Here is a 13235-nt window from a genome sequence, read left to right as displayed (position 1 = left end):
ATTAAACAATAAATAAACTATAGATAAACAATATATAAACATTAAATAAACAATAGATAAACATTAAATATAACAATGTTTATTAAACAATAAATAAACAATAGATAAACATTAAATATAACAATGTTTATTACAAATTTTAAGGAGTGTGATTAATTATGTTAGGAATTTGAATATTTTTTAATAAACTTTATTATTATCTTTAATATTGGGATAATTTTAAGGTTGATAAATCTATATTGTTTATTATTCATAATAGACTCAATATTATGAATAATAAACAATATAGATTTATCAACCTTAAAATTATCCCAATATTAAAGATAATAATAAAGTTTATTAAAAAATAAATTTGTAAACAGTGTATAGTGTAAAAATAAACAATAAAATTATTTAATTAAATCACATATAAAAACTATTGTGCCACAGTTAAAATACATTATTCTTTAAGTGCTTCATTTTCTTCTTGTAGTTTGTCAAATTTAATTGATTCTGTTATATTCATTTTTTTTTCCTCAATAACAGTTAATTTGTCTAATTGTTCTTTTGTGATTTTAATATCTGTTAAATTAGGCCAACGTAAATCAGCACAAGATAAATCAGCATCTTTTAATTTAGCACAAGATAAATCAGTATCTTCTAAATCTAATGGTTCATTTTCTAAATAATCATTTATTTTTTGTTCTTCAACAATAATATCTGTTAAATCTTTAATTAAATCTTGTAATGTTTTCATTTTATAATTCCTCCAAATTCTTTTTAAGTGTTCGTATTTTACTATTAAGTGCTTCATTTTCTTCTTTAAATATAAATACTAAAATCCTTTAACCATAACACGGAAAAAGTTTAAGATTTTAATAATACAAAATATAGCAAATGGAATTAATATAATTCACGCTTCACCTAAGAAAACCATTATCTCAGGTAAAATATTTGTTATACCTTCTTTAACTTTTCATAATGCACTAGTCAAACCAGTTCAAATACCAGTCATACCCTCAGTCATAGTTTTAGGTGTAGGTGCTGTTAAAAAATTAAACGCTGTTGTTAAATACATACCTAACATTATTTATTACTCTCCTTTCTTTCAATTTCTTTTTTTCTTTTTTTCTTTCCTCGAATTTGTTTAATTTTTTGATAAATTGATAAACCAAAATAAAGAAAAATTGTTAATACAATAACAACACTAAATATTGTCGTTAATCAAGTTGGCATATTACATCTCCTCTCTAAAAATATTGCGGCACGCTTCGCGTGTTCGCTACGCTCAAAATAAACTATATTGAATAAATTACCGCTAATAAATTACGCGGATAATTTATTCATTTTCTTTTACATTATTAATTACTATCTTATTTACAGTATTAATAACAATATCTTTTCCATATTTAGTTACTAGGGACCGCAAAATAAAATAATGTTTCTTTTCAATAAAAAATCAACTCCTTTCAAAGTTGATTTGTTGCACTTCGATTACACAATGCCTATCCAAATACTAATTTACCACTTGCATCTAATGTTGGACGAAAACCAACTGTTAAAAAATTTGTTAGTGGATTAGTAATATTAATCCCTAAATAATTAACATGATTAGCATTACCAACAACTAGCATTGGAATTACACTGCTTACAAAAACTGGAGAATAAATTGCTGCAGTCATTGCCCCTAAGACACCACTGCCTCCTCAAACTTCACAAGTTCGTCATCCAACAATAATTATAAAAGCATTTTTTCAAATTTCTAGAATTAAATTTAATGCCTTAAATCAAGATACGGCAGCTGCTGGAGCATGACTAGTGTTTATTGTTCCACCATATGCAGATTGCATAATCCCAGCAATCCCGGATAAAATCCCCGCCCCAATGAAACCAATAATCATTGGGAAAAAGATTTTTGAGAATTTAGTAAAAAAAATGTACTCTATTTTGTTTTCCTTTCATTTCGCCTTTTACAGCTTGGGCTGCTTGTGCAGCACTAACAAATTCATCCGTACCACCATTTTCATTATACGCAGTTTTATCAACATTAACTAATTTTCCAAAAGCTTGTGTGACATTTGCAACAAAGCCTGGTCCCAACACAATTTGTAATTCTGTTGGTGATGGTCTTAAAACACCCATTACATTTGGTGTTGCTTTTAATTTTTCCAAATCTATCTCTGCTGTTGGTTTTAAATTAAGACGCAGTCTCGTTAAACAATTGATATATGATACAACATTATCCGCTTTGACAATTTCAACAATATCTTTTGCTGTCTGTTTCGGATCTTTTGCCATTTCATTTTCCTCACTTTCAATAAACATATATCTATTTTTTGCTACCTATGTATATGATAAAAGAAAGTGCAATAATTACAAGGTAAAATATTTAATCTGTAATTTCATCTCAAAATTTGGAAATTTTAAAATTTTGGTACTAATGTTTTTTCTAACATAACGCGATAATACTCTAAATTAGTTGCTAACAAAGAAAAATAAATTATATCTAACTCAAATAATAATGCAAAGCGACTAGTTGTTAAAATTAAACGTTCAATTGATTCATTACTACTAATTTTAATTTCATAATCTGCTAGATTAGATAAAGTATTATTTGATTGTCGACAAACAATTGCAATAGGAGTATGATTTTGATGACAAATTTTTGCTAATTTAATTAAATCTAATGTTTCACCTGAATACGAAACAAAAAAGACTAAATCACCTTCATTTAATTGTTGTGATAAAAAATACCCCGTTATGAAAATCATTAATTGCAAGAATATTAAACCCAATTCGTAATAATTTTTTTTGAAAATCCTTCGCAACATTATAAGTTCCTCCAATTGCAAAAGCAACAATCCGACGTGCTGCTTTAAAATGTTTAATTAATAACATTATCAATAATACCCTTCTGATTTAATGTTAACCGAAATGTATCATGTAAACTACGAATAATATTATTATATGTATTGAACATTAAACTATTATTAGTTTCACCAACCATAATACTTTCTTCACCAGCAAGGTTATGGTTAAAATATTTAATAATATGAATTAATTCTTTATATCCGTCTAAATTTAAATATTTAGTAAAACGATTAATAGTAGCAATTGATGTATAAGTACATTCAGCCATTTCCTTAATAGTAATTTCAGGAACAATCATTAAATTTTGTAAAATATATTTTGCAATAAAAGAAAAGCGGTGATCAGTATATATACTAATCTCTTTAATTTTACGAATAATTTCATTTTCAGTCATATTACATCAACTCCTTATTTTTTTCTTATTATGTTGCTCCATAACAAGTCACATAATCATTATCACAAAAAAGTCCAGACCAGCAATTGATAATAAAACAATTGCAGGAATTAACAATTTTAAAAAATAACATAATAAACCAATTAAAGCTAATAAAGTCATTCCTAATAAACTACCATTAATTATTCACTTTTGTTTTGTTATAAAATTAAACATTTCAAACCCTCGTTAAAAAGAAAACATCTTATTTAAAATAAGTTCTTTCTATTAACTATACGCTATTTTTACTGTTTTTAAAACCTATTAATGGATTAAAATAAAACTATGGTTTAAAACCATAGTTTTTTTAAATAATGTTAACTTTCCATCATAACAATTTCCTGAATATTTAATTGATTAATTTTTTTCATTGAAATAAAGTATGAGATAACATATAAAATAATAATTCCTCCCAAGATAATTGGTAATGTAATTAGTCCCGTTTCAATTGGAACATAGAAATTAAAGAACATTAAAATTCTTTGAGTAATTGTTCATGCCAAACCTCAAGTGATAAAATATCCAAGTAATCAACCAACAACGGCAAAGGCAATAAAAATTCCTAAAGTTAAATTATTAATTTCTCAGCGACTATAACCTTGTACTTTCATTGTTGCAATAATTTTAATAAATTTTTTAATAAAGAGGTCAATTGCAAAATATATTGTAATAACTGAAACCATAATGATAATAACAATAAAAATTAAAGCAACTGATAAAGCAACGATAATAACCCGACTCATAATTTTGGCTTTAATCCCAACATAATCAGCTGTTAAAACAGATGAACTATAAGAAGTCGTAAAATTATTTAATGATAAATCACCATTTGTTGATGATAACGCATAACGATTAATTTGATCAGATGGTTGGAATTCTGTTGTATATTTTCCATTGTATCATTGCATTATATTTAAGTTACCATCAATGTTATTTGTTGGAAATGAACTAATTTGATTAGCATTATTGATACTAATAAAAAGGCGTGGTGTATCATAAGTTGCAACACTTTTAGCAATTTTAACTTTAACTGGTTTTTGGGTTAAAGATGGCGCAACTTTAATAAAGTTGTTATCAACAGCAGCTTGATATCATGTTGTTGGAATTCTATCAACAAAATCACCACTATATGCTCCACCAAAACTAAAATCATATGGTTTAATAACTCAGTATTCTTTATCATCAATTTGTTCTTTTCGAATAATTTTATTTTTTCCAACTGTTGATTCTTTTAATAAAGTCCGTTGGACACCATTACTCAATGTAATTGTTTTTTTACTTCAAATTGCTTCCATCGCCGAATTCCTTGGAATTCATAATTCAACATTATTTAAATTATGATATTCACTCTTTCGATCAGCAGTAACATAATATTTCGTTTGTGAACTTGTATTATAAGTAAAATAACTTTTATCTAATGAATACAAACTTTGATAATTATTTAGATCTCATCCAGCAGAATTACCATTTAAATTATATTTTCAGTTTTGATATTTTAAATCTGTATTATTGTTAGTAAATTCTGTTCATTCATTCTGACCAGTATTGTATTGTAATGTTGTTACTTTAGGTGTTAATTCAATTTCTTGCCCAACATTAAGATTTAATTGATGTAATGCGGTAACATTAGCAATTGCGTTAATTACTTTGCTATCATTATTTGCTAAAATAGTACGCTCAGTGGATGATAATTTTAGCATTTTTGTATTTGGATTAATTCCATAAACAGGAAATTGATTATCATTATACTTCCCATCAAAACTAGTAAAAACATCATCAGTTACTGGATTATAACTCATTGTTTCAAATCCCAATGCAAAATGATTTGCTCGATCAGGATTTTTATTTCAATCTTCTTTAACTGCAGCTGGGATAATACCATTTGTTGCTTTACTAAAACATGTTCTTCATAATGAAGGATAATCTTCCTGGTCAGTAAATGGTGGATATGGAATTGCTCCAATTCCCAATGCTTTTGGTAATACGGTACATAAAATTTCTGATACTAAAGCTCGAACACTATCACCAGTCGGAGAATTTTTTACTAAGTTATTTAAATAATTAAAAATTCCCAATGATAAATTAGTTCCTGATAAAGTAACAAAATTATAAGATAACATATCTTTTAAGATGCCAGCTACAGTTGCTTCTTGTTTTACCGCTTTTAATGGTTTAATTGTTGCTCCCCCATCAATACTATAGTAATTTGCTAATGGCGTCATACCACCAATTGGATATAAATCTTGTTCAATCGGATCAGCTGTCTTAGGTACATTATCAATTCCATTTCATGCATAAGTTTTATAATAAGAAAATGGATTATTACTTATGACATTACTATATTTAACTTCACTACCATATTTAATGTTTTTATAATAATTTGTATTAAAATTTTTTGCATAGACTGGCGCTAATAATGAGACAGTCAAAGTAAATGTAACTAAGCCAAAAATTCCTAAATAAGTAAATGCTTGTTTTAATGACGTTGATAAAACAACCATCCGGAAACGTCCAACAAAGGTTTTAAAATGAAAACTACGGACAGTGTGGGCTAAACTATTATCAACTTTTAACTCACGCATTGGATGAATTAAACTTAAAACTTCTGTTTTATTAATCGAAAAATAACAAGTAATAAAAGTAATAAATGATAAGAAAATAACGAAGAATCCAATTAAGAAAAGCAAAATCATTCAGTTTCAAGTAAAACTTCAATTTATTATAAAAAACATATTAAATAATTTCACTACAAATAATTGGACGGTAATTCCAACTAATCAACCGGTTGGTACAGCAATTAAAATACTAACCATTAAAATACTTCAATATGAGAGAACAATTTCACGTAGATAATAACCAGCAGCTTTTAACATTCCAATTTGTGGTGACTCACGTTTAATCATTTCTTTAATAATAATATATGAAACAGCAAATAGTGTTATGGCAAAAATAATAATGAAGAATAAACCAATATAAATATAAACATTAATTGTTTTTGCTAGTAAATCATAGCGCCGTGTTAATGAACTTGTTGCTTCTTTTGACTCAAAAACACCAATTGAAGGATCATTTCCATGGGCCTTTGAACTTTTGGTTAACATTTGAGTATAAAAATCTAATTGATTGGGATTATTTGCATAATATTTTTTAAAAATTGCTAAATTTGCGACTGGGTTATTTGTTAAACTTTTTAAAAATACTCGTGAATTATCCTTTAAACTAATTAAACCTTTATTATTATCTTCTGCTAATAAAGACATTCCATAAGACGATAGATAAATAAGAACATCCGTTTTAAAATCAGAAATAAAATCAGTTTCATAAATAGTTGGATAAATATTTAAGGTATCACCACCAGTTGCTCCAATTGTAAATGTTCGTTCACCAATTTGGATGTTATCATGCAAATTTTTATGATGTGCTTTTAGATAATTAGGGCTAACAAAAGCATAATAATTACTAATTGTTGATTCATTCAATGATGGTCCTGCCCACTCATTAACCTTATCAAAAAGATTTAATTGTTTTTCTTTTAATAAATCATGCCATCCAATTACTTTATATTTTAAATTATTAGTAATATCCCAAGTTGTAACTTCTTGTCGCATTGCAACATCAAAATTGCTAACAACTCCTAACATTGTGTAATAAGTTTGAACAAAATTAAGAAAAGAACTTCGTTCACTATAATTACCAAAAAAAGGAACTTTATTGAATAAATTACCAATAACCATTCGTGCTTCATTAATTCCAGTTTGATTTTGTTTATCAATATATTGCCATAGTGATTGTGCTAAATATTGAATTCGTGTTTCCTTGTTTCCACTTGCATCAGTTACATTAAAACGAGTAGCAACCCCAAAACTACCTCGAAGTCCTTCTTCAAATAAAGTATTTTGTGAAATATTTGTTACCACTGTTTTATTGTCTTGTTTCCCCAATGTTAAACTAATATCCGGAATATTAAATTTAGTAAAATCATTATCAACTGTTTTTAAATTTCAATCTCAGCGTTCAATTGCTTGCTGGTTGGCATCTGCTTTACCATTAATAAAATTAGCAATTTTTGCTTTAATTTCTTCAATCGTTGCATTAGTCTGTTTTTTAAAAAAACTAGTATTAATATAGTCAGTAACAATTCCTAAAAAGTTTTTATATATTTGCGTTGTATAAAATAGTTTAAAATATTGGTCAGCTAAAGCATTATAATCCATTGCTCGTAATTTTGCTATTAATGAGTTTTGATAATTTGGAGCAGTTGTTCGTAATGTTAAATTTAATGTTAAATTAGTAATTGTACCATTATTTAATTCAAAATTAATATCAGATGGTGATAATGCAGTAAAAACATCTGTTGCTGCTGCACCAATTGTAATTTTTGGATATGTCAATTTATTATCATTGTTTTCTACTAAAACATATTCTGTATCAAAAGCAAAACTCGGAGTAATTGTTTGCATATTTGAATTTTCAAAATCCATCGCTGAATAATGAAATGAATAATCATAATCAAAGCTACCATAACCCATTTGTCGATTTGCTGATTGTAAACTAGTGACCGTTGTAAATAGACAAGAAGTAATAATTGAACAAATGAAAATCAAAAGGAGCAATGAAATAAATTGCCCTTTTGCTCTAATTATTCCTAAAATTCCTTGCTTCATTAACAATGTTTTTTTCATGTTTAGCCCTTATATTCTCATTTTAATCATTTTCAATTGCATCATAATAACGTTTTCATTGCCCGCTACTATCTTTTGCAAATCATTGAATATTAGAAATTACTCAATATTGATGACTATCATCACCAGGATTAATGTTCATTCAAGTTACTTTATATTTATAGTGCACTTTTTGATAATTATTTCCTAGACCATCATATTTCATAAATCAATCCAAATCCCGATTACCTAATGCATTTAAATAAACTGCATTTAAATCTTGATAAGTCTTAATTTCTGATTTTGGAATATATCAGTTTTGATGTAAATCTAAATTAGCAGCAACATCAGCATCACCTGTACCTTTATATTCAATGTCATAAGATAATTTATTTTCTTCTAATTGACCATTGCTAATATTTCAATTTGCTCCTAATAATAAATTATTTGAATATTCATATAAAGCATTATTAATTGCTAATAAATCTTTCCGTGTTTCTGAATCTGGATCAAAATATAATTTGTTTAATAATGCTCTTACTGGTTGCGTACTATCATTAAATCATGTGAATGCTAAATCCATAAATGAATCTTTTGCTGGTGTAGATGGATCATCACTACCTGTTAATAATTGTGTAATTTTTGTTTGATTTTGTTCTTGGTCAGTTGCTTCTGATCATGGTAACTTACTAACTTCTGTTAATGCATTGGCACTTTGCAAAATTCCTTTTGATAAGGTAACAACAAAACGATTAATATCATTAACACTTAAAGTTCCTAAACCACCTTCTGATTTTGATAACATCATTTTTGACATTGACTGTAATACTACTTTAAACCCAGGAGTAACTACATTAGCAGCAAGTTTTAAAAAACTACTAATTGAATTATTTGCTTCTTCTTGGCGTTCAACATCTGCTTTAGTATATAAATCATCAAGATATTCACCAAAATCAGTAAATAATTCAGCTAACGATTTTGTTGAAGCATCTTTTTTAAACAATAAGTCAACTAATCGTAAGTTTGGTGTTTTACCATTTCACATTGCATCACGATTTTTATATTGACCTTCTGGTTTATTTAAGTCCAATCCCGGTTGCATTGGTCTTACTGCCAATAAATCACTAAAGACTTGTGATTGCGCATCAAAAAAAACATCAATTTTCTGCTTAATTGCTTGTCTTTCGGTACTATCTTTCCGTAAAAGTTGCAACGCCTTTGTCACTCCAAATTTTGCAAAAGTATAATTTGAATTTTTTTTCGTTGGATCATTTGGTAATTTAGAAGAAGCAAAAATCTGATAATAAATAGCTCCTAAAATACTTCCCATAAAAGTTCCATCACTATCTCCTGATAATGCTAAAAATTTATTCAACTGATTAATATATGCTTTTGATTGTGAACGGTCTGTAAACATATCAGCCATTGAAATTAACTGTAAAATTATCGCTAATTTATCTTGTTCTTCTGATTTTTGTGCTGTTTTAAATGGTCCTCCCGCCGCAAATTTTTGATTATTAATAATGAAGTTTTGATTTGTGTCAGTATCAAATTTAATATCTTTTGTCGCCATTGGATTATAATCCATATTAAAATTATAAAAATATGTTGTTCGTGGCATCTCAAATATTGCTTTATTACATGCATCAACAATGTTTTGATTAATTCTTTTATCATCACACTTAGTTGGCAAAATTTCCTTTACAATTGAATAATTTGACAATGGTCCTCCATCATATCAATAGTTTAACATATTACTATTTTTTGCTAAATTAGGAATTGATGGTAAAGGATCTTTATAAGAATAGTCAGAAATTTTTTTCTTAGTTTGTTTTTCCGTATTATATAATTCATTATCCAATAAATTCATATAATCATAATTTGATGATAAAGTTGTTAATGGCATCCCATTGTTTTTATTTAAATATTTGCCACGATAATAATCAATATCAACAATATTACCATCTTTATCTTTATATGAATCAGGTAGGCTCATTAACATTTGTAACATTGAAGGTGTATATGTATTTAAGTTTTCATGTCGATTTGCAATTGTTGCTTTTGTAAATAAAGTTGTTTGTAAAATTTTTGATTTTAATGGACCATTAGGTAAATTTTCAACTGATGAATCTTTATATTTATCTTCCGCTGATTTTGCTTTAGTTTTACAACTAGCAGTAAGAGCTGGTGTTGCTGCTAAAGTTGCCGCTGCTAAAATATTAAGTAACTTTCGCATTATTATTCCCTCTTTTCTTTTTAATTAATAAATAATTTTAAATTATTGAGTTAGTGAAATAAATTAATTCTTATTTTATTCTTGAAGAATCCTTCTTCAACCATTAATTTCATTTCTTAAGAATTTATTTGGTAAATTTTCTAAAGCATTTTTTTCACTAATATTAAAAAAACGAATATTATTTAACAATAATAAAAGTGCAACAAGATCAATTGAATTATCATCATTAATTTGTCATAAATTTTTCATTGTTTTTTTAACAGTTTTTATTAAAAAAAATAAATCTAATAAACATAAAACTTTAATTATTTTTAAAATAATTTTAAAAAACAATGAACGATCTAAAATTTTTAAATCGGCAGACCCATTTTCAAAATTATTAATTAAAATTAAAAAAGTTAAAATTCGGAAAGCAAAATCATGTAAAAATGTTGTTTTTAAATCAAATAAATAAATAAATGTGATAATAAAAATAATTGAAATATTTTTTATTAACCATAATACTAAAATATGATTATTATTAACATAATAAATTCAGTTTCATAATTGTTTTGTTATTAAAAATGAAAACAACAATGAAAACAAAACTGACATAACTAATTTTAAAATATAGTTTAAAAATTGTTTGTTTATTAAAATAATAATTGTAATAAAAAATTGTAAAACTAAAACAGTACTAAGATAAATACTAGTATCTGTTTTACTTGCATAAATTTGTAAAAGAATAATTTGTAAAATTAAAAGCACAATAAACTCACTAACAGCAAAAGTCGCCATAAAGAAATATCTTGTTGCTAAAAATTTTGTTTCATTCTTTCTAGTGTGAATAGCAAAAAAATATTTTACAATCTTTAAAACAAGATAGCATAAAACAAAATTAGTAAGAAAAATTATTGCAATACGTTCTAATAACGGATTAAAGAAAAATGAAGTTGAATTTACGATCTTAAAATTTGATCATTCGTGTAATAAATTCATTTTTCTCTCCTCACAAATTTCAATATAATCCGATATTGCTTATTAATTATATTAAAGCAAAAAGATAGAAAAAACAAGATACTAACTCTTGTTTTTAAAAAAATAAGTTGCTGTTATTTAAACAAAAAGACTATTATTATAAAAATTTAAAATATCTTGATAAATCTCTTTTTTAATTGGTTCATTCAAAATCTCATGACGAGCATTTGGATATAATTTAACTTTAACTTTTTTTCCTGCCTTTTTATATAAATCAACAGTTTTCATAACCATCTTCCCATATTTTCCAACCGGATCATCAGCACCCGCAATAAATCGTAATGGCAAGTTATCTGGTGTATTTTTAATATTTTTCTTATTTGTAATAAACAACAATCCTGTAAACATATCTTTAAAAGCACTTGTTGAAAAACTTGTCCTGTTAACGGGTCATTTGCAAAAGCTTCTTGAACTGTTTTATCTGTTGATAATCACTCAGTTCCTAAATTACCTTCTTTTTTATAGCGAGAATTTAATGGTGCATAAGAAAATTTATAAATAAAATTATCCTTTGATTTTGGTCCTTTCATTTTTTGCCCAATTTTAGCCATTTTAACTGAAAATTTTAATAATCGTTTTGAGTAATGAGCTGTTTCACAAATAACTAATGCTGCAATATTTGTGCCATATTTTATTGCATAATGACGTACCATAAAAGACCCCATTGAATGACCAAACATTACAATTGGTTGGTTCGGATAACTTTTTTTAATATAAGTTGTTACTTCATATAAGTTATCAATAATTTTTTCTCAACCTTCTTCTTCAACAAAAAATCCAAGATCCTCTGAAGACAGCGCTGTTTTCCCATGTCCGCGATGATCGTCTGCAATTACAACATAATTGTTTGCTACTAAAAATTTGGCAAAATCATCATAATGAAAAGCATGTTCTACACTACCATGAACTAGTTGAACTATTCCCTTAATATTTTTATCATCATCAGGTTTTCATTCATACATATGTAATTCAATGCCATCCCGTAAGGTATGTTTTTATTCTCTAAATTTCATTTTCATCATCCCATCAATTTAATGTAAAAGCAATTTTTTACCCTTACAATATTATCCTTCCTAATTAATGTATAGATAAATTATACAATAAATTTCCATAAACATTAGAATAACTCAATTCTCATCCTAAAAATATAAGTTAAATTTATTATTTGCAAATAAAAAAGTGTTAAAATTGAACATCTATAATAAAGTAAACTCTTAAAAAGAGTGTAATATTTTATTAGGAGATGTTCTTTTATTATGGGAAAATGATACACAAAAGAAGAAAAAAAAATTATTAGATATTATCATAAAAATGGGTATATGAATACAATAAAAAATTTACTATTGCAAAAAAACTTTAAGCAGATGAATTAAAATCACAAATGAAGATAATTTAATTCCTGGAAAGGGTCCTCAGTCAAAGGAAATTCACAGACTAGGGCGACATAAAACTATTGATTTTAATAGTATGAGTAAAGAGGAACTAATTAAATATATAGAAATGATACAAGATATAAAAAAGTATTTAACCAAATCCAAGAAAATGAAATTTTGAGCGGTTTGGTCCTTGAAGAAAAAATACACGATTAAATATTTAACTCATATTTTAAATATTTCTAAATCAGGATATTTATAAGTGATTTAACAATGGTATGCAAAAATTTAATAAGTGAGATTCAAAATTAGCTAAATTAATTAAAATATCATTTTTGAAATTTAATAAAATTTATGGTTATAAAATGTTAACTTTAATAATTAATAAAATCTATAATTTTTCTTTAAAAGCTCATATAGTATATAGATAGTAATCCATATGATAATGCCCATACTGAATCATGATTTGGTACAATGAAAAGTGAATTTTTAAATCAAATTTCAAGAAAAAAGAGAACTACAAAATGAATTATAAGTAATTTACCTAAGTATATTTATTTTTATAATAATTTTAGACCACAATCAAAATTAAAAGGTCTAAGTCCTGTTGAATACAAGAACCTAAACCTTTAGTCATTTTTTATTAGTCTACTTTTCTTGACTAA

The 13235-nt window shown here is 26.0% G+C and carries 13 protein-coding genes and 1 pseudogene; 1 reads left to right on the top strand and 13 read right to left on the bottom strand.

Going from position 1 to position 13235, the window contains the following annotated elements:
* Positions 1-439: 439 nt before the first annotated feature.
* The 13 genes and pseudogenes from C6B38_RS07745 to C6B38_RS12235 form a co-directional block, all read right to left on the bottom strand.
* Positions 440-736 carry a pentapeptide repeat-containing protein gene (locus tag C6B38_RS07745; RefSeq protein ID WP_105299192.1) on the bottom strand — a complete coding sequence of 99 codons (297 nt, stop codon included), beginning with the start codon at positions 734-736 and terminating at the stop codon, positions 440-442.
* A gap of 78 nt (positions 737-814) precedes the next feature.
* Positions 815-1066: a hypothetical protein gene (locus C6B38_RS07740; protein WP_071937632.1), complete on the bottom strand. Its 252-nt coding sequence runs from the start codon at positions 1064-1066 to the stop codon at positions 815-817.
* A complete protein-coding gene (locus C6B38_RS07735; RefSeq protein ID WP_105299191.1) occupies positions 1066-1215 on the bottom strand; it encodes a hypothetical protein in 150 nt (49 codons plus the stop codon). The genes C6B38_RS07740 and C6B38_RS07735 overlap by 1 nt, the downstream gene beginning before the upstream one ends.
* A 103-nt stretch (positions 1216-1318) precedes the next feature.
* The gene (locus tag C6B38_RS10380; RefSeq protein WP_162475937.1) at positions 1319-1492 is read right to left on the bottom strand and encodes a hypothetical protein; all 174 of its coding nucleotides are present in this window, start codon (positions 1490-1492) and stop codon (positions 1319-1321) included.
* Positions 1485-1880, bottom strand: a complete 396-nt coding sequence (locus C6B38_RS11570) for a hypothetical protein (protein ID WP_233485681.1) — start codon at positions 1878-1880, stop codon at positions 1485-1487. Before C6B38_RS11570 ends, C6B38_RS10380 begins: the two co-directional genes overlap by 8 nt.
* Before the next feature lie 22 nt (positions 1881-1902).
* Complete coding sequence (locus C6B38_RS11565; protein ID WP_233485680.1) at positions 1903-2304, bottom strand: PTS transporter subunit EIIB; 402 nt, start codon at positions 2302-2304, stop codon at positions 1903-1905.
* A 98-nt stretch (positions 2305-2402) separates the two neighbouring features.
* Positions 2403-2750: a MurR/RpiR family transcriptional regulator gene (locus tag C6B38_RS11560; protein WP_233485679.1), complete on the bottom strand. Its 348-nt coding sequence runs from the start codon at positions 2748-2750 to the stop codon at positions 2403-2405.
* 113 nt (positions 2751-2863) lie between these two features.
* Positions 2864-3460, bottom strand: coding sequence for a hypothetical protein (locus C6B38_RS11555; RefSeq protein ID WP_233485678.1), 597 nt, complete (start codon positions 3458-3460; stop codon positions 2864-2866).
* A gap of 140 nt (positions 3461-3600) precedes the next feature.
* A complete protein-coding gene (locus tag C6B38_RS07715; RefSeq protein ID WP_105299190.1) occupies positions 3601-7965 on the bottom strand; it encodes an ABC transporter permease in 4365 nt (1454 codons plus the stop codon).
* A gap of 22 nt (positions 7966-7987) precedes the next feature.
* Positions 7988-10180 (bottom strand): hypothetical protein, encoded by a 2193-nt coding sequence (locus C6B38_RS07710; RefSeq protein WP_105299189.1) that lies wholly within the window; start codon positions 10178-10180, stop codon positions 7988-7990.
* Positions 10181-10255: 75 nt separating this feature from the next.
* Positions 10256-11158, bottom strand: a complete 903-nt coding sequence (locus C6B38_RS07705) for a hypothetical protein (protein ID WP_105299188.1) — start codon at positions 11156-11158, stop codon at positions 10256-10258.
* Between the two features lie 117 nt (positions 11159-11275).
* Complete coding sequence (locus tag C6B38_RS12240; protein WP_334199050.1) at positions 11276-11545, bottom strand: serine aminopeptidase domain-containing protein; 270 nt, start codon at positions 11543-11545, stop codon at positions 11276-11278.
* Between the two features lie 86 nt (positions 11546-11631).
* Positions 11632-12159 (bottom strand): annotated as a pseudogene (locus C6B38_RS12235) (alpha/beta hydrolase); the annotation flags it as partial.
* Between the two features lie 885 nt (positions 12160-13044).
* On the opposite strand from C6B38_RS12235, the gene C6B38_RS11550 reads away from it, so the two are divergent.
* Positions 13045-13203: an IS3 family transposase gene (locus tag C6B38_RS11550; RefSeq protein WP_233485677.1), complete on the top strand. Its 159-nt coding sequence runs from the start codon at positions 13045-13047 to the stop codon at positions 13201-13203.
* Positions 13204-13235: the final 32 nt, after the last annotated feature.

This window comes from Spiroplasma sp. ChiS, assembly GCF_002968355.1.
GTDB lineage: Bacteria > Bacillota_I > Bacilli_A > Mycoplasmatales > Mycoplasmataceae > Spiroplasma > Spiroplasma citri.
This window is presented reverse-complemented; position numbering and strand designations above follow the sequence as displayed.